Raw genomic sequence first — 22,583 nt, 5'->3', positions numbered from 1 at the left:
GGTTCTCGACCCGTGAACAGCGGACCGTCAACCCGTGCCCGCCACCCACTCGATCAGGTTGCGTTCACCGGCGGCGCGGGACAGCGGCCGGTGGAGTAAGGAAGTCTCAGGGCTCCCCTGCCCGGGGCACGCCGCGCGGCGACGGCCGGCCGTGGCGGCCCGAGACCGGATTGGTGGCATGACCGTTCAGGACACTCCGAGTGCCGGGACCGCCCGGCGCGGCGAATTCGCCGAGCTGTACCGGCGCGTGGCCGGGGCCGGTCTGCTGCGTCGGCGCCCGCTCTACTACGCGTGCCGGAGCGTGGGGCTGTTCGCCGCGCTGGCGGGGCTTCTCGCCTGGTTCGTCGCGCTCGGCGCGAGCTGGTGGCAGCTCGGCCTCGCGCCGCTGTTCGCCCTCGTACTGGGCCAGTTGGCGCTGCTCGGCCATGACGTCGCGCACCGCGCGGTGTTCGCCGACCGCCGGACGACCGACCTGGTGGGCATCGTGCTGGGGAACCTGGTGGTCGGCATGAGCTACGGCTGGTGGGTCGACGACCACAACCGGCACCACGCCCACCCGAACCACGAGGGCCGCGACCCGGCCGCCGATGCCATCCTCTTCGCCAGAACCGCCGAACAGGCCGACCGGGCACGGGGGTTGCGACGCCTCATGGCCCGGTACCAGGCGGAGCTGTTCTTCCCGCTGCTCTCCCTCCAGGCGCTCGGCCTGCTCGTCGCCACCGGCCTGACCCTCACCCGTGGCACCGTCCGCCACCCCGTCCTGGAACGCACCCTCGCCGCACTGCACTACGTCCTCGCGGCGGCCCTGACCGTCCTCGTGCTCGCTCCGCTCCAGGCGCTCGCCTTCACCGCGCTGTTCGGGGCGCTGCTCGGCGTCTACCTGGGCTGCATCTTCGCCCCCAACCACAAGGGCATGCCGTTGACCGGCCCCGGCGCGCAGCGCACCGACTTCCTCCGGCGGCAGGTGCTGCCCTCCCGCAATCTGCGGGCCGGCCGGTTCGTCCACTTCCTCTTCGGCGGGCTCGGCCACCAGATCGAGCACCACCTCTTCCCGGCCATGCCGGTGCCGGCGCTGCGCCCGGCCTCGCGCATCGTGCGCGCGTACTGCGCGGAGATCGGCGTGCCGTACGCCGAGGCGGGACTGACCGCCTGCTTCCGGGAGATCCTCCGGGACCTGCGCGCGGTCGGCCGGTCCGTCCCGGCCCGCCCCGAGGCCGTGGCGGCGGAGACCGCACCGGCCGCGGAGGCCGCCCGGTGAGCGGGGTCCTGCCCGGGCGGGCGGCGCCCGCCACGGACGGCCCGGCCGACGACGACGGGCCGCTGCGGGTGGTGATCGTCGCCGAGTCCTTCGCCCCGCAGCTCAACGGCGTGGCCCACAGCGTGCTCCGCACCGCCGAGCACCTCCTCGCCCGGGGGCACGTCCCGCTGGTGGTGGCACCGGCGGCGCAGCGGCGCGAGAACGAGGACTGCGGGGCGGCGTACGGCTACCGGGTGGTCCGCGTCCCGTCGGTCCCGCTGCCCGGCTACCCCGAGGTGCGGATCGCTCTCCCCGGGCGCCGGGTGGCCGACGCCGTCGAACGGCACCGCCCGCACGTGGTCCACCTGGCGAGCCCGTTCGCGCTCGGGGCCGCCGGCGCGGCGGCGGCCGGGCGCGCGGGCGTCCCCGCCGTCGCCGTCTACCAGACCGACCTCGCCGCCTACGCCCGGACCTACCTGCCCTTCGCAGGCGCGGCCGGAGCCCGGCTGGCCTGGCGCCGGCTGCGGCACATCCACACGGCGGCCGCGCGGACCCTGGCGCCGTCCAGGGCCTCGTTCGACGTCCTGACGGCCCACGGGATCCCCCGGGTCCACCTGTGGCCGCGCGGCGTCGACTGCGTGCGCTTCCATCCCGGCCACCGGGACGAGGCCCTGCGCCGCCACCTCGGCCGGCCCGGTGAGGTGCTGGTCGGCTACGTCGGGCGGCTGGCACCGGAGAAGCAGGTCGAGCGGCTGGCCGAGACGTCCCGGCTCCCGGGCGTACGGCTGGTGGTGGTCGGCGACGGCCCGTGCCGCGCCCGGCTGGGTGCGGCACTGCCCGACGCGCTCTTCCTGGGCCGCCGCACCGGGCACGAACTCGCCCGGCTCTACGCCTCGTTCGACGTGTTCGCCCACCCCGGGCCGTTCGAGACCTTCGGCCAGACCCTCCAGGAGGCGATGGCCAGCGGCCTGCCCGTCGTCGCCCCGGCGGCCGGCGGACCGCTCGACATCGTCCTCCCCGGACGCACCGGCTTCCTCGTGCCGCCCGGCGCGGCCGGGGGCTTCCGGGAGGCGGTGGAGCGGCTCGCCCGCGACGCGGAACTGCGCCGAACGCTCGGCCTGGCCGGCCGGGCCTCGGTGGCGGAACGCAGCTGGGAGGCGGTCGGCGACCGGCTCCTCGACCACTACCGGCTCGCGGTGGCGGAGTCCTCCGCGGCACGGCGCGCGTGAGAGCGGGGAGCGAACCGTCATGAGCCGACCGCTCGCCGCCGAGTACGCACCCGGCGCCCGCCCGGACGCCGAGACCGCCGTTTTCCTGCACGGGCTGGGCGGCTGGACCCACAACTGGGCCGCCCTGATCGAGCGCCTCCGGCCGTCGGTGCACTGCCTGGCCCTCGACCTCCCGGGCTTCGGCCGCTCCGCTCCCCCGCCCGACGGCCTCGTCACCGTCCGGCGCCAGGCCGCGGCCGTCGCCCGCCACCTCGACCGCACCGGGCACCGCCGCGTCCACCTGGTCGGCAACTCCCTCGGCGGCCTGACCGCCCTCCACCTCGCCGCCCACCGCCCGGAGCTGGTCTCCACCCTGACCCTGGTCTCGCCGGTCCTGCCCGCCCTCCCGCCGCCCCAGGCCCTGCGGATCTCCCTGCTGGGCCTGCCGGGCGCTCACCGCCTGTACGCCCGGCTGCTGTCCGCCCGGAGCCCCGACCGGCAGCTCGACGACCTCTACGGCCTGATCTACGCCGACCCGTCCCGCGTCGACGCCGAACAGCGGGCGACGGAGGCGCGCGAACGCCTGCGCCGCGCCGAACTCCCTTACGCCCAGCAGATGTTGGCGCAGGGCGTGCGCGCTGTCGTCCGATCCCACCTGCGCCCCGCCGGCGAGGCCTCGGCCTGGCACCAGGCCCACCGGGTCACCGCCCCCACCCTGCTCGTCTACGGCCGCGAGGACCGCCTCGTCCCCTTCCGTTCGGCGGCCCGGGCCTACGCCGCCTTCCGCGACGCCCGGCTCCTCACCCTGCCCGGCGTCGGCCACGTCGCCATGCAGGAACACCCCGGCGCGGTGGCCACGGCCTTCCGCGCCCTGCTCGCGGAGCCCCGTCGCACGCCTGGCGGGTGAACCGCCCGCCCCGGCCCCGCATCCTGAAGCCGCACCCCGTACGCGTACGTCCCGTAGCCTTTGCCTTCCATCGCGGGGACCCGCGGTGTCCGAAGGGGAGGGTCACATGAACTCACTTTTGTCGAAGGCTCGTTGGTTAGGTTCTCTGGCGGCGGGCGCGGCACTGCTGCTCGCCGGGTCCGGCTCCGCCGGCGCCGTCACCGGCACGTCCGGCGAGCCGGTCCCGGGGGTCCCGCGGACCGTCGAGCTGGACTCGTCACCCGCCTCGGTGGCGGTCGGCCCGGACGGGCGCAAGGCGTACGTCGCGGTGAAGGACAGCATCAACGGCGCCAAGGTGAAGGTGGTCGACACCCAGAGCGGGGCGATCACCGCGGTGGTCACGCTGTCCACCGGGCTCGGGGCCGGTCCGGGACCGCTGGCCGTCAGCCCCGACGGCTCGCGCGTCTACGTGCTCTTCTCGACCGCCCGCAAGGCACCGCTGTCCAGCCTGGGCGCCATCGACACGGCCACCGACACCGTGGTCTCCAGCACGGAGGCACCGGACCAGCCGCGCCCCGACGGGACCCTCCCCGGGGCGCTCACCTCGCTGGCGGTCAGCGCGGACGGCGCCAGGGTCTACGTCGGCCAGGACGGACCGGCCCGCTACCACCGCCCGGCCGAGCCGAGCGCCCGGGTCCTTTCCTTCTCCCCGCAGCAGCAGGGCTTCACCGCCGCCGTGCCGGTCCCCGGCCGCTACCTGGGCTCGATCGTCACGCCTCCGGCCGGTGACGCCGCCTACGCCGCCACCGACGAGAACCTGGTCCGCCTGGACACCGGCACCGGGACCCCGACCGTCGCCGGTGCCATCGCCGCCCCGATCGGCTCCGTCCCGAGCCTGGCCCTCTCCCCGGACGGCACCCGGCTCTACGGCGTGGGGAACGACGGCACCGGCTACGCCGTCGACCTCGCCACGGACGCCCTCTCCACCCTGGACATCTCCCCGGGCCAGTGGCTGCAGAACCCGTCGGTGGGCGCGGACGGCACCCGGCTGTACATGGTCCAGCAGGACCTCACCAGCAGCGACGGCAAGGCCTCGGTCCTCGCCCTGGACACCGCGACCAACACCCTCGTCCCGGCCGAGGGCATCACCGGCCTCAACTGGGTGACCGGCCTGGCCCTCGGGCCCGACGCCCACACCTTCTACCTCACCGTCAACTCCGGCCTGCAGATCGTCGGTTACTGACCGAGCCCGCCCACCACGCCCAGCACCACCCCGCAGCGACGGCGGGGCGGAGGTCCGGACACCCGGCCCCGCCCCGCCGTCGCCTTTGCGCGGAGTGGTCCGAGGGCGACACGAGCCGCCGGGCACCACTCGGCGCTGCCGGGCCTCCGCGCCTCGCTCGCCAACATATGACGCGACACATGTGTCGTGTAATATATTCTCCATGAACACTGCAGCGAAGAATCCGACCCTCGTCTTCATCCCCTGCTTCTCCGGCGCCCCGTGGAGCGCCGAACAGCTCGCCCCCTACGGCGAGGCGCCCAAGCGCACGCTGCGCCTGCCCGAGGGCGTCGACAGCATCGAGCGCTACGCCGACCACGTCGAGACCGCGATCGCCGACCTCGACGACTACGTACTGGTCGGCGACTCGTTCGGCGCGAACATCGCGCTCGCCCTCGCCACCCGCCGGCCGCAGGGCCTGCGCGCCCTGGTCCTGTCCGGCGGATTCGCGGCCAACCCGATCGACTCGAAGCCCATGAAGGCACTGGCCCAGGCGATGGGCAAGGCGCCCGGCCCGCTCTACCGGCAGCTGACGCTGCGGTTCCACGCCCACCGCCTCGCCTCCCCGTTCGACGGCGAGGGCCAGGTGCCCTGGAGCGAGGCGCGCAGCCGCGAACTTTTCCTCGCCAACACCCCGGCCGCCTCCTTCGGTGCGCGCGTGTCGGCGGTCTTCACGGCCGACTACGTCGACGTGCTCGACCGGATCCAGGTCCCGACCCTGATCCTGACCCCCTCGCACGACGTGCTGATCGGCGAGAACGCTTCGAAGGTCATGCTCGCGGGCATCCCCGACGCCCGGGAGGTCGTGCTGCCGCGCACCGGCCACATGTTCCGCTTCTCGCACCCGGTAACCTACGCCGCCGCGGTCGAGAACTTCCTCGCCGCCCCGTAGACCACCCGGAAGGACATCGATGCGCAAGGCCGAGCACCTGCGGTTCGCGATCCTGGCAGCCCAGCGCGAAGGCAACCGGCTGCTGATCCAGGCCCTCAAACCCCACGGCATCACCCCCTCGCAGGCCGAGGTGCTACGCCTGCTCCAGCAGCACGGCACCCTGAGCCTCAACGGGCTCGGTCAGCTCCTGGTCTGCGAGAGCGGCACCAACCCGAGCCGGCTGGTCGAACGCGTCGTCGCGGCCGGACTGGTCGAGCGCCGCACCGACGCCGAGGATCGCCGCTACCTCCAGCTCAGCCTCACCCCCGAGGGCGAGCGCCTGGCCACCGCGGTCGCCGGGATCGAGGAGTTCCTCTACGCCTCGATGGACGCCGCCTGCGAGGGCCTGGACACCGACGCGATGCTCGCCTTCCTGCACAGCTTCATCGACCCCCTCCCCTCGGGCGAGGCCCTCAACAAACGCCTCGGCCTCGACCAGGGAGTACGCGGAACCGTGGGCGACAGGCCCTCCGGGTGAGGCCCTGCCGCCGGCGACGGATCGGGTGCGGGTCGGCGCCCCACCAATGATGTAGCGCCGACCCGGCGAGGCACCCGGACCGGACGGCCCGGAGCCCGCGAGCCCGAACGCCCTCTCAGGTGAGCGACAGGAGCACGACCGGTACCCCACTGGGGTGCGTCGAACCCCCGGCGGGCTCCACGGTGACGCCGATACCCGTCGCCCCGCCCAGTGGCCCGGACAGCACCAGCCCGCCGTCCCCACGGGACAGCAGCCCGGCCGATCGCATCGTCCCGGAGTCGTCGAACCACAGTTGGTACGTGGTGCCCTCGGCCGGGGTGGGCATGCCGGAAGCGAGGAAGGCGGCCTGACCGCGGTCGTGCGACCACACCACCGTCCCCACGCCGGTTCCGCCCGCCGCGGTTCCGGTGGCCGTGCGGGCGTCGGGCGCCGTCAGCAGACCCGTCAGCCGGTCCGCCTGCTGCTGGAGCGCGGCCGCCCGGGCGCGCGCGTCGCCGGCCTGCCGGTGCTGCTGGACGGCGAGGCCACCGGAGCCGACCGCCACGGCCAGGCAGGCGGCCAGCGCGAACTTCGTCCACCCGCCCGCCCGCCGGCCGGACCGGGAGCCCGCACCGGGCAGAGCGGCGGTCCGGGGCGCCTCCTGCCGCACGCCGGGCAGCGCGGCCATCACCCGGGCCTTGAGGGCCTCGGGTGGCACGACGGCCCGCGCGGCCCCGAGCCTGGCCAGGGTCGCGGCGAACTCGGCCACCTCCTGGGCGCAGGCCGGACAGTCGGCCAAGTGGCCTTCGAACTCCGCGCTTTCGGCGGGGGAGAGGGCGTGGACGGCGTAGGCGCCGGTCAGGGTGTGCAGGTCGGCGGCGGTCATGCTCCCACCCCCAGGCAGTCGCGCAGACGGATCAGTCCGTCGCGCACGCGGGTCTTGATCGTGCCCAGCGGTGCGCCGACGACCTCGGCGACCTGGGGGTAGGTGTAACCGCGGTAGTACGCCAGTGTCAACGATTCCCGCTGCAGTTCGGTGAGCGTCCTCATGCAGCGCCTGACCTGCTCGCGCTCCAGTCTGCCCTCGACCTGTTCGGCGACTTCGTCGAACACCGGGGTGTGGGAGGCTGCCGCGACGCGCTGGTCGCGGTCGGCGGCGGCCTGCGCCGATCGGACCCGGTCCACCGCGCGCCGGTGCGCGATGGTCAGCACCCACGGCATCACCTCACCGCGCTCGGCCCGGTAGCGGGCAGCGGTGCGCCACACCTCCAGCAGCACCTCCTGGGCGACCTCCTCGGACTGCGCGGGATCGCGCAGAACCCTGCGCACCAGCCCCAGCACCGGACCGGCCACCACGTCGTACAGCCGGGAGAACGCGTCCTGGTCCCCGCGCGCGACGCGGGCGAGCAGTTCCGTCAGGTCCGGTACCGGCCGTCCGGGACCGGACAGGTGGACGACGGCGCTCATCCGTCCGTTCCTTCGCACTGGGCGGGCGTCGAGCCCGATCGGCGGACGGCAGACATCGAGGGCCTCCTCATGGTCCCGGCGGGACAGCGGTGCGGTCCCGGCCGGGCGGACAGTGCGGAACTCACATCCGCCCTTCGGAGCGGGCCCGCGCCCGGATTGGCCGAACCGCCTGCCGGTCCGTGCCTGCTGCGCCCACCGTCAATGCCGGATGCCGCCCGACCCGTTGGGGTGAGTCCGGCGCGGCGACCCATCCGCGGCCCCGGGCGCCTCGAACCCTCGGCGTGAGCAAGAATCCATCCGACGCTTCCGCGCCCCTCCGCGCCCGTCCCGACCGCCTCCGCCGCGTCGGCGTGGCAGCGGCGACCGGGCTGGCGGCCGCCTCGGCCGCACTCGGTGCGGGAGACCTGGCCGCCGCCTTCACCGGGCCCGACACCGCGCCGGTCATCGCGGTGGGCTCCGCGGCCGTCGACCTGTCGCCGACCCCGCTCAAGGAATACGCCGTCCGCACCTTCGGCGCGTACGACAAGACGGTGCTGCTCGGCGGAATCCACCTGACGGCGGCCCTGCTCGCCGCCGGTGCCGGATGGCTGTCGGCTGGCCGCCCGAGGACCGGAGCGGGCGTCTTCGCGGCCTTCGGCGTGCTGGGTGCCTGGGCCGCGCTCTCCCGGCCGGGAGCGGGCGCGGCGGACGTCGTACCGGCCCTCGTGGCGGGCCTCGTCGGCGCGGCCACCGTCCTCGCCCTCTCACGCATGACGGGGTCGGCCCCGCAGCCGGTGAACACGGTCCCCACGATCGGACACCCCACCGGCGGGAGCGCCGGCCAGGAGCGGCGCACCGGGCCCGCGGGCACCACCCGCCGGGCCGTTCTCGCCGTCACCGGCGGGACGATCGCCGTCGGCGCGGTCGCGGTCACGGGAGGCAGGATCCTGGCCGACCGCCTCTTCGACGTCGGCGCCGTCCGCGCGTCCGTCCGCATCCCGCCCGCCGTGGAACCGCTGCCGCCCCTGCCGTCCCCGGTCCGTCCGAAGGTCGCGGGCCTGCCCCCGTTCGTCACCTCGAACACGGACTTCTACCGGGTGGACACCGCGCTCGCACTCCCCCGTATCGACCCGCGGCGCTGGGCGCTGCGCATCCGGGGCCTGGTCGACCACCCGCTGTTGCTGACCTTCGACGACCTGCTGCACGAACCCCTGGAGGAGATGGACCACACGCTGTCCTGCGTCTCCAACGAGGTGGGCGGCCCCTACATCGGCACCACCCGCTGGCTCGGCGCTTCCCTCCCCGCCCTGCTGCGCCGTGCCGGCGTGCACCGCGGCGCGGACCAGCTGGTCGGCCGCTCACAGGACGGCATGACCATCGGAACGCCGCTGGAATCGGTGCTCGACGGACGGCGCGCACTGCTGGCGGTCGCGATGAACGGCGAGGCCCTGCCCGTCGCCCACGGCTTCCCCTGCCGCAGCGTCGTCCCCGGCTTCTACGGCTACGCCTCCGCCACCAAGTGGCTCGTCGACCTGGACGTCACCACCTTCGCCGCATTCGATCCGTACTGGGTGCGCCGGGGCTGGGACCGCACCGGTGCGGTGCGCACCGCCTCGCGCATCGACGTCCCGGCCCCGTTCGCCCGCGTACCCGCCGGGGACGTCACGGTCGCCGGCACCGCGTGGGCGACCCACCACGGCATCGCCGCGGTCGAAGTCCGGATCGACGGCGGCACCTGGCAGCAGGCGATGCTCGCCGCCGACGCCGGACCGGACCTGTGGCGGCAGTGGACCCACACCTGGCCCGGGGCCGCGCCCGGTACCCACCGGATCGAGGTCCGGGCGACCGATGCGACCGGCGCCGTCCAGACCGGGGACCGGGCCGCCCCCTACCCGTCCGGCGCCACCGGCTGGCACAGCACCGTCGTCACCGTCACCTGAGAGCCCCGGCCGACCCGCCCGGCCTCCACCAGACCACCTTCACGACCACCTTCACGTACCCGGCGCCGTCCGGGGCGGTCCGCCCGAGGGGCCGACCGCTGCACCCTCACAAGGAGATCACTGCGATGAACGCCACCACCCGCCGCCGCGACACCGTCACCGCCGTCCTCGCCGCGACCGCGCTCGCCTTCGGCCTCGGGGCCTGCGGCAGCGGCTCCGGATCGCCCTCCGCCTCCGTCTCCCCGTCGAAGGCCCCCGCCGCCGCGCCGGCGGCCGGTACCACCGCGTCGGCGGCCGGTGCCGCCATGGGCGACCGGCCGTTCGGCACCGCCTGTGCGGCCGTGCCCAAGGACGGTGCGGGCTCCTTCACCGGCATGGCCAAGGACCCGGTCGCCACCGCCGCCTCCAACAACCCGCTGCTGTCCACCCTGGTGACCGCCGTCAAGCAGGCGGGCCTCGTCGACACCCTCAACTCCGCGCAGAACATCACCGTCTTCGCGCCCACCAACGAGGCCTTCGACAAGATTCCCAAGGCCACCCTGGACGCCGCCCTCGCCGACAAGGACACGCTGACCAAGATCCTCACCCACCACGTCGTCCCCCAGCGCCTCGCCCCCACCGCCCTCGCCGGGGGCCACAAGACCCTGGAGACCCACGACCTCACGGTCACCGGCGCCGCACCCGACTTCACCGTCGACGGCGACGCCAAGGTCCTGTGCGGAAACGTCCAGACCGCCAACGCCACCGTCTACATCGTCGACACGGTCCTGATGCCCGCCTCCTGACCTACCGTTCGCGTCCCGCCGGCGGACCGCCCGATCGCGGGCCGCCGGCGGGCCCGGTGGACCCGATGGACCCGATGGACTCCCTGCGGGACGGACCGGGGAAACCGGACCTGCCGGACCAGCACTCCCAGCCTTATTGCACAATGGTCGCAATTGCACATCGATCAGCAATAAGGGGTGCGCGTGATGCCGGACTCGCCGGTGGTGCTGGGGATCGAGTCCTCGTGCGACGAGACCGGCGCCGGTCTCGTCCGCGACGGGGTCCTGCTCGGACAGGCGGTCGCGTCGAGCATGGACGAGCACGCCCGCTACGGCGGGGTCGTACCGGAGATCGCCGCCCGCGCCCACGTCCACGCGATGGCCCCCGTGGTCCGCGAGGCCCTCGACCGGGCCGGACTCACCCTCGCCGACGTCGGCGCCGTCGCCGTCACCGCCGGACCCGGCCTGTCCGGCCCGCTCCAGGTCGGAGTCGCGGCGGCCAAGAGCTACGCCTTCTCGCTCGGCGTCCCCCTCTACGGCGTCCACCACCTCGCCGGACACGTCGCCGCCGCCGCGCTGGACGGCGAACCCCTGCCGAACCCGTGCGTCGTGCTGATCGTCTCCGGCGGGCACACCTCCCTGCTGCTGGTGCGCGACCTCGCCCGCGACCCGATCGTCCACCTCGGCGACACCCTCGACGACGCCGCCGGCGAGTGCTTCGACAAGGTCGCCCGGATCCTCGGCCTGCCCTACCCCGGCGGGCCCGCCATCGACCGCGCCGCCCGCGACGGCGACCCGAACGCGGTACGCCTCCCCCGCCCGCTCAGCGGGCCCAACGACCCCCCGTACGCGTTCTCCTTCTCCGGCCTCAAGACCGCCGCCGCCCGCTGGGTCGAGGCCCGACGGGCGGCCGGCGCCGAACCGCACGTCCCGGACGCGGCCGCGGCGCTCCAGGAGGCCATCGCGGACACCCTCACCCGCAAGGCCGTCCGGGCCTGCACCGACCACGGGATCGACACCCTCGTCGTGGTCGGCGGGGTCGCCGCCAACTCCCGCATCCGCGCCCTGACCGAACAGCGGTGCGCCGCGGCCGGGATCACCCTGAGGGTGCCGCCGCTGCGCCTGTGCACCGACAACGGCGCGATGATCGCGGCCATCGGCGACCTCCTGGTCCGCTCGGGCGCAGCCCCCTCCCCGATGAACCTCTCGATCGACCCGTCCGCCCCCTTGGAGTACGCGGCGCTCTCCCCGCTCGCCCCGGCGGCCCCGGCCCGGGCCGCGTAACGGCCGTCCCGGTGCGGCGGCCGCACCGCGCCAGGGCCCATGGGTGGGCGTTCAGTGGCCATGACCGGTGCCGGCGGTCTCGCCTTAGGATGCGGGACATGGACAGGACCACGCTGCCGCACGGAGAGCTCATACCGATGACGACGAGGCGAACCCGCTGGCAGGAGGCGGGACAGAGCGGGAACTTCGGCAAGCGGTTCGCCGAGCTCATCTCCGCGGGCGAGGACGTCGACGGTGAGGCCCGGCTCGCCGACACGCTCCTGCCGCGCGGTGCCCGAGTGCTCGACGCCGGCGCCGGTATGGGGCGGGTGGCCGCCGCGCTCCTGCAGCGGGGGCACGACGTGGTCGCGATCGAGCCCGACGAGGCCCTGGTCCGGCAGGCTCGGGAGACCTACCCCGGGCTGCCGATCGAGGAACGCGACATCCTCGACCTCGGCCCCGACGACGGCCCGTTCGACCTGGTCGTCTGCGTGGGCAACGTCATCGTCTACCTGGCCGAGGGCACGGAACGCAGGGCACTGGTCGCGATGCGCGACGTGCTCGGCGAGAACGGCCGGATCCTGGTCGGCTTCCACCTGCAGGACCCGCCGCCGCACGCCCGGACCTACACGGTGGCGGAGTTCGAAGCGGACCTGACCGCCGCCGGACTGCGCGTCGACCTTCGGGCGGGCACCTACCAGCTGCACCCCGCGAACGACGCCTACGGCGTCTGGATCCTGAGCCGCGCCCAGAGTTGACCCCGTCTTCAGAGCCGGCGCCCTGTCGACGAACACCCTTCCGTGCCGACTCACCCTGCCGCCCTCACAGCGGCGCGGTCCTCGACACCTGCCCGCGCCGCTCCGCTTCGTCAAGGCGCCGTTCGACCGGCGGACTCGGCGGCGGGCTCGGAGCCGCCACCGACACCGACCGGCGCATCACTGCATGGTGATGTCAGCAGCGGGTGATGGCCTTGCGCAGGCAGTAGGCGGCGGCACCGGCCGCGATCACTGCGGCTCCCCACAGGACCGAGGCGGGTGGCAGGGCGAAGGCCAGGAGCACGCAGCCGACGGCGCCGACGACGGGGACGACCCGGGCGGGGCGGCCTTCGGCGGGGGTGAGGGTCCAGGCGGAGGCGTTGGCGATGGCGTAGTAGGCCAGCACGCCGAAGGAGGAGAAACCGATCGCGCCGCGAAGGTCCGTGGTGGCGGCCAGGACCGCGACCACCGCACCGACCGCGAGCTCGGCGCGGTGCGGCACGTGGAAGCGCGGGTGGACGGAGGCCAGGGCGCGGGGCAGGTGCCGGTCGCGGGCCATCGCCAGGGTGGTGCGCGAGACCCCGAGGATCAGCGCGAGCAGCGAGCCGAGCGCCGCGACGGCCGCCCCGGTGCGCACCACCGGGGCGAGTGCGGGAACGCCGGCGACGCGCACGGCCTCGGTGAGCGGTGCGGTGGTGTGGGCGAGCCGGTCGGGCCCGAGCACGGCGAGCACGGCCACGGCAACGGCGGCGTAGACGACGAGCGCGACGGCGAGCGCGATGGGGATCGCGCGGGGGATGGTTCGCTCCGGGTCGCGGACCTCCTCGCCGAGGGTGGCGATGCGCGCATAGCCGGCGAACGCGAAGAACAGCAGCCCGGCGGCCTGGAGCACCCCGCCGAAGGTCGCGTCCGAGCCGATGGCGAGCCGCGCGCCCTCGACGGCGGGGCCGGTCGTGCAGGCGGTGACCACGGCGGCGAGCACCGCCAGGACGACGGCGACGATCCCCCGGGTCAGCCACGCGGACTTCTGCACGCCGACGTAGTTCACCGCGGTCAGCGCCACCACCGCGGCGACCGCGACCGCGTGCGCCCGACCGGGCCACACGTAGGAGCCCACGGTGAGGGCCATCGCCGCGCAGGAGGCGGTCTTGCCGACCACGAAGCCCCAGCCCGCCAGGTAGCCCCAGAACTCCCCGAGCCGCTCACGGCCGTAGACGTACGTGCCGCCGGACTGCGGGTAGCGGGCGGCCAGCCGGGCGGAGGAGGTGGCGTTGCAGTACGCCACCACCGCGGCCAGGGTGAGGCCCGGCAGAAGACCGGAACCGGCCGCGCCGGCGGCCGGGGCGAGCGCGGCGAAGATCCCCGCGCCGATCATCGACCCGAGCCCGATCACCACGGCGTCGGACAGGCCCAGATGGCGCCTCAGCTCCCCGGCCCGGGCGGATGCCGGTGTCCCCATCGCTGGCTCCTTGACCACGGCCTACGGCCGTTACGGACTTTCGGTACCGGCGCACGCTATAGGAGCAAGGTGTCGAGCGGACTTCCCGGATCGGACCGGAGCGACGGCCTGGCCGCCGCCCGCCCACGGCGAGGTCGGCGGCCGCCCCACCGCGGTCACGATGAGCTCGCGGATGAACTCCGCCAGGGCGGCGAAGAGATGAAAGACGAGCCGGCCGCGGGCGTGGCGGCCCGCGGGGATCGGAACGGCCAGTAGCGGCGGGCGTCGGCCGGTGATCTGGCGGGCTGCTGGGTGGGTGCGGCCAGCAGTGGGCCGAGGATGTCCGCGCCCAGGCGTTCGGCCTCGGCCTGGTCCAGGACTGTGCCGCTGAGGTCGGCCTGCCGGCCGGTCCACTGCTCCGCGGCGGACCGGGTGGCGATGCTGCACGGTCGTGATCCTCTCCATGGAGACCGGGACCGTACCGCGCGTCCCGACAGATCAGCGGATCGCCGTCGACGACCTCGGCTACGCCGACGACGGGATCATCCACGTCGGGGCTGCCCGCCGGCCTCCTGCGTCGAACCCGGCCGGGCCGTCGAGCCCGCTGATAGATTCCTGCGGTGAGCGAGCAACTGCCCGGCGGCGGCATCGAGCTGTCGCCCGACGAGATCGAAGCCCTCGACGCCAGATGGTCGTCCTGCTGGACCCCGGGTGAGGTCGCGCAGCGGTTGGCGGGGATCGGCACCCCCTGGTACGTCGCCGCGGGCTGGGCGCTGGACCTGTTCCGCGGCAGGCGGACGCGCGCTCATGGAGACATCGAGATCGCGATTCCGGCCGCGAGCTTCCTCGAGGTCCGTTCCCGCTTCCCCGGGTACGTCTTCGACGCGGCGGGCAGCGGCCGGATCTGGGAGGACGCCGCACCGGAGGTGCTGGCCGCCGTGCACCAGACCTGGCTCCGCGATCCGGTCACCGGAAGCTATCTGCTCGACGTGTTCCGCGAACCGCACGACGGCGACACCTGGATCTGCCGACGCGATGAGAGGATCCGGCTTCCCTACCGCGACATCATCCTCCGCACCCGGGACGGCATCCCGTACCTGGCACCCGAACTGGTCCTGCTGTTCAAGGCCAAACATGTCCGCCGAAAGGATCAATCGGACTTCGACGCGACCGTCCCGCACATGACCCCGGCTCAGCGCGAGGCCCTGACCGGGCTGCTCGCCCGCGTACACCCCGGGCATCCCTGGATCGCGGCCCTGTAGCCGGCCCTCCACCGTTGGGCTCGCACATCACCTGTCGTCGGCGGCACATCGGCTCCGCGGCGTCCCGGTTCCCCCGGCCCGGGCGCACCGACCCGATGGTGCGTATCCGGAGCACGGTTCCGTCGTTGACCAGACCGCGCCGGGCGGTTGCCCGGGCGAGGTCTGCGCAGGGACCGGCTGTCGCCGGGGCTGCGCCGGGAAGGGGAACGATGAGCCTGGTGACGGGTGCTGGACGGCAGAGCGCGGGCGCCGGTGGACGTGCCGTGGGCAAGCGGGTGGCGGTGGTGGGTGCGGCCGTGGGAGCGGCGCTCGCCCCGGCCGGTGTCGGCCACGCCGACATCCTCGGTGCGGGCAACGCCGTGTTCGGCAACTCCTGTGTCAACCAGGGCGGCACGCAGGCCACCGGCGGCACCGTCGCCGACAGCGGCACGGTGACGGGCAATCAGCTCGGTCTGCCGCTGAGCCTGCCCCGCAACCATTGCGGGAGCAGCGGGATCGTCTGCACGGCCGTGTTCATGTCGAGCGTCTGATCCGGCGGACCCGACGTGGTGCGAGGCGGTGGCGCCGGGGCCGGTCCCGGGGCGACGGGTGTGTCGGTGGAGGACGCGGCGGTGCGGGAGTTGGCGGCGCTGAGCGGGCGCGCGGTGCCGCTGCTGCGGGAGTGGGTGGACGAGTTTCCGCGGCTGGGCGTGGCGCGGGCCCTCCTGGTGCTGGCGACCGGAGGGGGCCTGGGCGACGAGGTGCTGCGGGAGGAGTTGGTGGTCGCGTACCGGGACGCGCGGGACGCCGACGCACGGTCGGCGAGCCTGGTGTACGGGGTCTTCCTGTACACCCACCGGCAGTTCCGGCTGACGGCCGACCACCTGGTGGCGCACTTCGCGCAGTGGCCCGGGGACGAGGTGGCTTCCCTTCTGCTGGACGCCTTCCACGCCTGCGGAGAGCCGGACTACCGCGCACACGGTGACGCGCTGGCCGAGCGGCAGCACGCCCTGGTCGGCGCGGACAGCTGGCCCTGGACGGGCAGGCTGGCGTGGACGCGCGCGGAGCAGGGCCGCGCCGAGGAGGCCTTCGACCTGGCCGCGCAGGCGCTGGACCGGTTTCCGCGCGCCGGACTCGCGGCGCACGCCCGCGCGCACGCCGAGCAGGACCTGGGCGCCGGCCCCGCCGCCGTCGCGTTCCTCGACCGGTGGCTGGCGGAGGACCCGCGGGCGGTCCAGTTCAAGCACCTGAACTGGCACGCCGCCCTGCAGTCGCTGGCCTGCGGGGACTTCCCGGACGCACGTCGGCGGGCCGACGAGGTCCTGGGCCGTGCGGACGTGGGAATGCGCTCGGCGACGAACTGGCGCCTGCTGCTGGCCGGGCAGGAGCCCGCCGGCCGCTGCGACCTCGACCACGTGCGGGCCCTGCTGGCCGGGCAGGGCGGAATGGCGGAGGTCTTCCACACCTTCAACCTGGCCCTGGCCCTGGCCGTCGAGTCGGCCACCGACGACCTCGAAGCCCTGGCGCGGCTGGCGGCCGATGACGAGCGCCCCGACTACCGCGAGGTCCTCGCCCCGGTCGTCCGGGCCCTCGCCCACGTGACCGCCGGCCGCTCCCCCGCGGCCGTCGACCTCCTGACCCGCCTGGGCGGACAGGTGGAGCGCATCGGCGGCGTACGGGTGGAACGCGAGATCGTCCAGGACACGCTGGCCCGCGCCCTGGTCGACACCGGCGAGCACGCCCGCGCCGCCGCCCTGCTGCACGAGCGCCTCACCACCCGACGCCACCGCACCTACGAGGACCTCCTCCTCGCCCCGCCCGCCGCCCCGGCCCGCGCACCCCGCACCCCCGTCGCCGCCTCGCTCCCGGGAGTCCTCCCATGTCCGCGCCCCAGCTGATCGTCGTCTCGCCGCGCGGCAGCGGCACTCCCCTGCTGGCCCGCATCACCACCGCACTCGGCTACACCCCCTACGGCACCATGAGCGGCATCGAGCAGGACGGCGATGACCGGCCCGGCCCCGGCGAGGTCTCCCCCGTGCTCCGAGCCGCCTACGGCCAGGAGAGAGCCGGACGGCTGCTGCTGCGGCAGCGCGACGACCGGGCCGAGCTGGAGGCCGCCTTCCAGCTGGCGGTGACCGCCCTGTGGCGGGTGTGGTGGAGGCGCCTGGGCCAACCGGTCACCGCCGCCTCACCCGTCGACCCCGTCCTCGAGGACCGCCTGTCCCGCGTCCCCGACAGCGAACTGCCCCGCCTGCTGCCGGGCCGCGGCTGCTGGTACGTCAACAGCCTGGACCTGGAACGAGCCGACGCCGGCTTCCTGCGCGCCTGGCACACCACCGCACGACCGCCGATCGTCTACCACCACCGCGACGTCCGCGACCGCGTCATCGAGCAGATCCGCCTGCTCTCCCGACCCGCCGGCCAGGTCGGCTCGATGCCCGAACACCTCGTCTACCGCGACATCGTCGGCGCCCTGCCCACCATGGACGCCAGGATCACCCTCGCCCTGACCGACCCGGGCTTCCCCGGCATGCGCGAAGCCCACCGCTGCCAGTGGCTGCTGCGCCACCCCGCCGTCTGCGTGCTCACCCACGAGGAGCTCGCCGGCCCCGCCCACGGCGGCTCCGCCGAAGCCCGCGACCGCGCCCTGCACCGGCTCCTGACCGCCATCGGCCACCCCCACCCGGCCTCGGCCCTCGCCGCCGCCCTGCCCGGGCCCGCGAGCGGCGAACTCCCCGTCGGCATCTGGCGCAGCCACTTCAGCGCCGAGCACGAACGCCTCCTCCAGCAGCACCACGGCGACCTCCTGCCTCCCCGTACCGACCCGACCGGAGCCGACCCGACCGGTGCCGACCCGACCGGAGCCGGCTCGCCCGGCTCGCACCGACCCGGTGACCGTCCCGACCGGAACGCGATCCGCTGAGACCTGGCCACCGCGCCTTCTGCCGGGATTCCGCCGGGATCCGGACGCTCCGGACGGTCCGGACGGCCCCCTCGGACCGCGCTCACCGGGCGGGAGGAGCAGCTGCCGCCCGACTCCCGCCCAGCTGCTCAACTCCCGTTCAGTGAACCGGCAGCCGCCCGGGCCACCGACTGCACCAGCGAGATGCCCGCGTCCTCGCTCCCGTTGCCGTCCGAGAGCACCGCGATCAGCAGTTCGTGTCCGTCGCACTCGACCGTCCCGATGCTGTTGATCACCCACAGATCGTCCGCCTCCCGCGACAGCCAGCCGTTCTTCACCGCGTACGCGCCGCCGGTCGCCGCCGCGCTCACGCCCCAGCGCTGGTCGCTCTCGACCTGGCCGAGCAACTGCCGGATGTAGTCGCGCGAGGCGGACGAGAGGATCGAGTCGCCGGTGAAGACCTGGCGCAGCAGCCGCGCCTGGTCGGTGGCGGTGGTGGAGGTGAGGCCCCAGTAGCCGTCCGTGCCGGCCACGGTGGAGGTCAGACCGAACCGTTCGTCGGCGGCGTCCAGACCGGCCTCCTGGCCTATCGCGTTCCACAGGGCCGTGGCCGAGTCGTTGTCGCTGTTCTCGATCATCGCGGCGGCGAGGCTCTGCTGCGCGTCGCTCAGCCCGGTGCCCCGGTCCTGGGCCTGGAGCAGCAGCGTGGCCAGGATGTCGACCTTGACGATGCTGGCGGTGGCGAAGGCGTGCCCGGACGCGCCGTAGGCGAGCGACTGCCCGGTGGCCAGGTCGGTGACCGAGACCGAGACCGCGCCGTCGGCCTGCGCGGCGGCGCTGCGCAGAGCCGCGTCGGCGACCGGGGCGGGAGGGACGGTGGGACCGGCCCCGGTGCTCGCCGAGGGGGTCACGGGCACCGGGGAAGTCACCGGCGCCGAGGGGGTCGCGGAGAGGGACGGTACCGAGGGGGACGGGGCCGAGGGGGACGGGGACGGGACCGAGTCCGACTGGACGGACATGGGCGGCCGGCCCTCCGCTCCGCTCGACTGCCCCTGCAGCACCGCGATGACGAGCCCGACCGCTGCGAGGACGCTCGCGGGTGCCAACACCCTTGCCAGGGGGACGCTTCGCTTCGACATGCTGGATGACGCTAGAGCGCGCCGCTTTGAGCAGCCTGAGGACGGCATGAAGGTCTTGCCTCCGAAGGCGGCGATCGGAACGGACAGCAGCCGGGCGAGGATCCGCGTCATCCACCAGTGGTGGCGCCGGAGTCGGCGTCGTAGCGCACCGGCCGGTCGGAGAGCTCCGTCCACAGGTCGAGAAAGGCGCGCAACGGCGCGCTCGGCCGGGTGCCCGCTCGCCACACGAACACTTTCCGCAACCTGATGGCGGGCTCCAGCGGCACGACGGCGAAACGCCGGTCGGCGGTGAGGACCGGACTCGCGTGGGAGGTGAGGGCGATACCGATCCGCTCCGCGACCAGCGCGAGTTGGAGGGCGACGTCGTTCGTCGCGTAGGCGATGTCCAGCCGCAGGTCCGCTGCGGCGAAGGCCTCACGGATGAACGCGTGCACCCCGCTGTCGGGACCGTAGCTGATGACCGGGCTCCGGGCCGCCTCGTCGAGGGTCATCGGACGGCTCGCGGGCCGGCTTCCGACGGGGAGGACCGCGACGATCCGGTCCTCCAGGAGCACTCGCGAGGCCACGGCGGCGGGTTCGCCGTCCAGCGGTCCCGCGACCACGGCCGCGTCGATCTCCCCGTCGCGGACCTTCGCCAGCAGCGAGGGACTCGACGCCCCGATGAGGCTCACCGCGACCCGGGGGTACCGGCGGTGGTACTCCCCCAGCAGCCGGGGGATGCTGGTGCCCTCCAGGCCGCCGACGGTCCCCAGCGCGAACGATCCGCCGACCAGACCGGACCGGTCGGCGAACTCCAGGACGGCCGACGCCGCCGCCGCCAGACAGGCCCGGGCGTGCGGCAGCAGGGCGGCGCCCCCGGACGTGAGGGCCACCTGCCGGGGCAGGCGTTCGAAGAGGGGCTCCCCCAGTTCCTTCTCCAGGGCCTGGATCTGCTGGCTGATCGCGGGCTGCACGACATGGCAGCGGGCCGCCGCCTTGGTGAACGACCGCTCCTCCGCCACCGCGACGAAGTATTCGAGCGTACGGAGTTCCATGACCGACAAGCTATCAACTCCGCAGTTGAGAGCACGGATTGTGGAACCCTCCGACCGGTCCGGGGCCGGTACGGCGGTCCCCCGGTGCGATCAGCGATCGTGACGGCCGCCATCACCGCTGTGTATTGGACGCGCGCGGCCGGGGCCCCGAGGCTGGTGGCCGGGTATCGGCCGGACCCGCGGCTCCGGCGAAGGGCGAGGAGACACATGAGAGTGATCGTCGTGGGCGGCGGCATCGCCGGGCTGACCTGTGCCCTGAGCCTGCACGCCGCCGGCTTCGCGCCACGGGTGTACGAGGCGGCGCGGAAGGTCGAAGCGGTCGGTGTCGGAATCAACCTGTTGCCGCACGCCGTCCGGGAACTCGCCGAACTCGGCCTGGACGGCGGGCTGGACTCCGTCGCGCTGCCCCCGCACCGGCTGAGCTACCACGACCGGGCGGGCGGGACGGTCTGGGAGGAGCCGCTGGGACGCGCGGCCGGATACCGCTGGCCGCAGTACTCCGTGCACCGGGGGCGTCTGCAGTTGCTGCTGCTGACGGCGGTACGTGAGCGGCTGGGGCCGGACTCGGTCCGTACCGGCCTGCTGTTCCAGGGGTTCGAGCAGAGCGCGGGCGGCGTCCGTGCCCACTTCCTGGACCGGTCGAGCGGTCGGCCCGTCGTCGATGACGGCGACGTGCTGGTCGGCGCCGACGGCATCGACTCCGTGGTCCGCGGCCGGTTGTACCCGGACGAGAGCCCCCCGAGCGGGAACGGCGTCCACATGTGGCGTGGGCTCGCACGGCACCCGCACGTCCTCGACGGCCGTTCGATCGTGGTGGCCGGGGGCACCCCCGGCGCGAAGTTCATCGCCTACCCGGTCGAGGACCCCGCGACCTCGGCTGCCGATGCCCTGGTGAACTGGGTGCTGGAGGTTCGGCACGACCCGTCCGCCCCGCCTCCTGGCGGCCCCGGCCGCCGCGTCACCGCGGCGGAGGCTCGCGCCGGGCTGTCGTCGTGGAACCTGCCGTGGATCGACCTCGCGGCTCTCGCCGAACGCTCCTCGGTGATCGTCGAGTACCCGATGCTCGACCGCGACCCCCTGCCGCGCTGGAGCTTCGGACGGGTCACCCTCCTCGGCGACGCCGCGCACCCGATGTTCCCCATGGGCATGAACGGCGGCTCGCAGTCCGTCGTCGACAGCCGGGTGCTGGCCTGGTGCCTGACCCGGGACGACGACGCCGTGACCGCGCTCCGCCGCTACGACCGGATGCGCCGGCCGGTCGTCAACGCGATCGTGCTGGCCAACCGGGACCTGGGCCCGGAGGAGACCATCGCGCGAGCCGAGGAGCACGGTGGGCCGCTGCCCGTCGAGGAGGCCGAGCGGATCGCGACCCGCTACAAGCAGTTGGCCGGGGCCACCGTGACCCAGGTCAACACCCACCCGTCCTGGACGGTCCCTGCCGTCGCCGCTGGTCACGAGCGACTCCCTGGATGAGACGTGATCGTCGGTCGCCATCAGGTACCAGGCCGGTCCGGTGCGCCGGACCGGAGCCGGGCCGTCAGCATCGCCCGTCGCGACCGGCTCCCCCCGACCCAGCGGCGGCCCCGGTCGGGGTTGCCCCTCGTGCTGTTCACCCGGCCGGACGAGCACGCTCGCCCACGACCCGTGGCGAAGGGATAGTGACCTTACGCGACAGGCCGAGCGGGCGCGTGGCATCACGCGTGACACCAGGCGTGGCATCACGCGTGGCACCAGGCGACCGAGGCGCCGGAGCCCGAAACCGCCCGCGACGGCGGGGCTCCGGGGTGGGTGCTGCCGCCCTTCCGTCCGGCCTCTCACCGAGGGGAACACGGCTGCCATGACACCGACCCGGCAGGACGACGAGGACGACGACGAGGCGATGTTCGGAGCGGAGACGGTCCGGGACGGGGAGCTGCGGGAGGCTCTGCAGCGGCTGGCCGCCGGCACCTGCGCGATCGTCCGGGTGCCCGACCTGCTCCGGGGCGACCGGGGCGACCTGAGCGACCTCGTCGCCCGCATCGAGCAGGCCGACTTCGAGCCCTACGACGAGGAGCGGCTCGACCCGCCGATCCTGAAGTTCGGCCCCGCGGTGTACGACTACTACGGGCAGGGCCGGGTCCGGGACGCCTACTGGGAGAAGGCGGAGCAGACCCGGAAGGCCGCCCGCGACCTCTACGGCGACACCGACCCGACGGTGACCCTCATGCGGCGGCTGGGCACCGAACTCGGCATTCCGGTGCGCCCCGCGACCATCGGGGGCCGCCCGCTGCACGCGGGCATCCTCCGCGAGTTCCCCACCGGCTCGAAGATCCACTACGACGAGGTGGTGCGGGAGTTCCCCGGCCGCCTCGACGACCAGCCCCTCGTGCAACTCGCCTTCAACCTGCACCTCACCGTCGCCGGGCACGGCGGCGCGCTGACCGTCTGGCGGCACCGCTGGATCCCCGCCGACGACACCCGCAGGGACGGCTACGGCTGGGCCCCCGAGGTCGTCGCCGACGCGCCGTCGGCCACGGTGCGGGCCGACCCCGGCGAAGGCGTCTTCTTCGACTGCCGCAACTTCCACCAGGTGCGGGACTTCGAGGGCGGCCGCCGGATCACCCTCTCCCTCTTCCTGGGATTCACCCTGAACGGCGAACTGATCGTCTGGTCCTGACCGC

General features: G+C 74.3%; 21 protein-coding genes. 16 read left to right on the top strand and 5 right to left on the bottom strand.

The genetic code is table 11. The annotated features are described in order from the left end of the window. Positions 1 to 178 precede the first annotated feature (178 nt). The 6 genes from ACFVGO_RS29685 to ACFVGO_RS29660 all read left to right on the top strand — a co-directional run bounded on the left by ACFVGO_RS29685 (position 179) and on the right by ACFVGO_RS29660 (position 6,022). Entirely contained in the window at positions 179 to 1,258 is a 1,080-nt protein-coding gene (locus tag ACFVGO_RS29685) for a fatty acid desaturase family protein (protein WP_380352763.1), read from the top strand. A gap of 62 nt (positions 1,259 to 1,320) precedes the next feature. Then, a complete protein-coding gene (locus tag ACFVGO_RS29680) occupies positions 1,321 to 2,466 on the top strand; it encodes a glycosyltransferase family 4 protein (RefSeq protein WP_380635110.1) in 1,146 nt (381 codons plus the stop codon). 19 nt (positions 2,467 to 2,485) lie between these two features. After that, positions 2,486 to 3,352 (top strand): alpha/beta hydrolase, encoded by an 867-nt coding sequence (locus ACFVGO_RS29675; RefSeq protein WP_359910301.1) that lies wholly within the window; start codon positions 2,486 to 2,488, stop codon positions 3,350 to 3,352. Between the two features lie 106 nt (positions 3,353 to 3,458). Next, the gene (locus tag ACFVGO_RS29670) at positions 3,459 to 4,574 is read left to right on the top strand and encodes a YncE family protein (RefSeq protein WP_359910298.1); all 1,116 of its coding nucleotides are present in this window, start codon (positions 3,459 to 3,461) and stop codon (positions 4,572 to 4,574) included. A gap of 202 nt (positions 4,575 to 4,776) precedes the next feature. Beyond that, on the top strand, positions 4,777 to 5,505 hold the full coding sequence (locus tag ACFVGO_RS29665) for an alpha/beta fold hydrolase (protein ID WP_380635082.1): 729 nt from the start codon (positions 4,777 to 4,779) through the stop codon (positions 5,503 to 5,505). 19 nt (positions 5,506 to 5,524) lie between these two features. Further along, positions 5,525 to 6,022, top strand: coding sequence for a MarR family transcriptional regulator (locus ACFVGO_RS29660; RefSeq protein WP_359910292.1), 498 nt, complete (start codon positions 5,525 to 5,527; stop codon positions 6,020 to 6,022). A 115-nt stretch (positions 6,023 to 6,137) separates the two neighbouring features. Here the strand turns inward: ACFVGO_RS29660 and ACFVGO_RS29655 are convergent, their stop codons facing one another. Then, entirely contained in the window at positions 6,138 to 6,887 is a 750-nt protein-coding gene (locus tag ACFVGO_RS29655; RefSeq protein ID WP_380635079.1) for an anti-sigma factor domain-containing protein, read from the bottom strand. Further along, the gene (locus ACFVGO_RS29650; protein WP_359910286.1) at positions 6,884 to 7,468 is read right to left on the bottom strand and encodes a sigma-70 family RNA polymerase sigma factor; all 585 of its coding nucleotides are present in this window, start codon (positions 7,466 to 7,468) and stop codon (positions 6,884 to 6,886) included. Before ACFVGO_RS29650 ends, ACFVGO_RS29655 begins: the two co-directional genes overlap by 4 nt. A gap of 350 nt (positions 7,469 to 7,818) precedes the next feature. On the opposite strand from ACFVGO_RS29650, the gene ACFVGO_RS29645 reads away from it, so the two are divergent. From ACFVGO_RS29645 to ACFVGO_RS29630, 4 genes are all read left to right on the top strand, one after another. Continuing rightward, positions 7,819 to 9,387: a molybdopterin-dependent oxidoreductase gene (locus tag ACFVGO_RS29645; RefSeq protein ID WP_380635077.1), complete on the top strand. Its 1,569-nt coding sequence runs from the start codon at positions 7,819 to 7,821 to the stop codon at positions 9,385 to 9,387. A gap of 125 nt (positions 9,388 to 9,512) precedes the next feature. Further along, positions 9,513 to 10,172: a fasciclin domain-containing protein gene (locus ACFVGO_RS29640; protein ID WP_380352753.1), complete on the top strand. Its 660-nt coding sequence runs from the start codon at positions 9,513 to 9,515 to the stop codon at positions 10,170 to 10,172. Between the two features lie 186 nt (positions 10,173 to 10,358). Beyond that, entirely contained in the window at positions 10,359 to 11,435 is a 1,077-nt protein-coding gene (tsaD, locus tag ACFVGO_RS29635; protein ID WP_359910277.1) for a tRNA (adenosine(37)-N6)-threonylcarbamoyltransferase complex transferase subunit TsaD, read from the top strand. A gap of 98 nt (positions 11,436 to 11,533) precedes the next feature. Continuing rightward, positions 11,534 to 12,172 carry a class I SAM-dependent methyltransferase gene (locus tag ACFVGO_RS29630; RefSeq protein ID WP_380352749.1) on the top strand — a complete coding sequence of 213 codons (639 nt, stop codon included), beginning with the start codon at positions 11,534 to 11,536 and terminating at the stop codon, positions 12,170 to 12,172. Between the two features lie 193 nt (positions 12,173 to 12,365). On the opposite strand, the gene ACFVGO_RS29625 is transcribed toward ACFVGO_RS29630, so the two are convergent. After that, positions 12,366 to 13,628, bottom strand: coding sequence for an APC family permease (locus ACFVGO_RS29625; RefSeq protein WP_380635074.1), 1,263 nt, complete (start codon positions 13,626 to 13,628; stop codon positions 12,366 to 12,368). A gap of 599 nt (positions 13,629 to 14,227) precedes the next feature. On the opposite strand from ACFVGO_RS29625, the gene ACFVGO_RS29620 reads away from it, so the two are divergent. The 4 genes from ACFVGO_RS29620 (at position 14,228) to ACFVGO_RS29605 (ending at position 17,771) form a co-directional block, all read left to right on the top strand. Next, positions 14,228 to 14,869, top strand: a complete 642-nt coding sequence (locus ACFVGO_RS29620) for a nucleotidyltransferase domain-containing protein (RefSeq protein WP_359910268.1) — start codon at positions 14,228 to 14,230, stop codon at positions 14,867 to 14,869. A gap of 209 nt (positions 14,870 to 15,078) precedes the next feature. Then, complete coding sequence (locus ACFVGO_RS29615) at positions 15,079 to 15,399, top strand: chaplin family protein (protein ID WP_359910265.1); 321 nt, start codon at positions 15,079 to 15,081, stop codon at positions 15,397 to 15,399. Between the two features lie 60 nt (positions 15,400 to 15,459). Then, positions 15,460 to 16,746, top strand: coding sequence for a hypothetical protein (locus ACFVGO_RS29610; protein WP_359910263.1), 1,287 nt, complete (start codon positions 15,460 to 15,462; stop codon positions 16,744 to 16,746). Next, entirely contained in the window at positions 16,728 to 17,771 is a 1,044-nt protein-coding gene (locus tag ACFVGO_RS29605; RefSeq protein ID WP_380635070.1) for a hypothetical protein, read from the top strand. The genes ACFVGO_RS29610 and ACFVGO_RS29605 overlap by 19 nt, the downstream gene beginning before the upstream one ends. A 128-nt stretch (positions 17,772 to 17,899) precedes the next feature. Here ACFVGO_RS29605 and ACFVGO_RS29600 read toward each other — a convergent pair whose 3' ends face one another. Beyond that, a complete protein-coding gene (locus tag ACFVGO_RS29600; protein ID WP_380635068.1) occupies positions 17,900 to 18,667 on the bottom strand; it encodes a serine hydrolase in 768 nt (255 codons plus the stop codon). Positions 18,668 to 18,996: 329 nt separating this feature from the next. Next, a complete protein-coding gene (locus ACFVGO_RS29595) occupies positions 18,997 to 19,923 on the bottom strand; it encodes a LysR family transcriptional regulator (RefSeq protein WP_359910254.1) in 927 nt (308 codons plus the stop codon). 207 nt (positions 19,924 to 20,130) lie between these two features. Between ACFVGO_RS29595 and ACFVGO_RS29590 the strand changes: the two genes are divergently transcribed. Beyond that, a complete protein-coding gene (locus tag ACFVGO_RS29590; RefSeq protein ID WP_359910251.1) occupies positions 20,131 to 21,396 on the top strand; it encodes an FAD-dependent monooxygenase in 1,266 nt (421 codons plus the stop codon). A 364-nt stretch (positions 21,397 to 21,760) separates the two neighbouring features. Next, a complete protein-coding gene (locus tag ACFVGO_RS29585; RefSeq protein ID WP_380635065.1) occupies positions 21,761 to 22,579 on the top strand; it encodes a proline hydroxylase in 819 nt (272 codons plus the stop codon). Positions 22,580 to 22,583: the final 4 nt, after the last annotated feature.

The organism is Kitasatospora sp. NPDC057738, assembly GCF_042798815.1.
Classification (GTDB): domain Bacteria; phylum Actinomycetota; class Actinomycetes; order Streptomycetales; family Streptomycetaceae; genus Kitasatospora; species Kitasatospora lactacystinica.
Note: the sequence above shows the minus strand (reverse complement) of the source record. Positions and strands in the feature narration are given on the sequence as shown.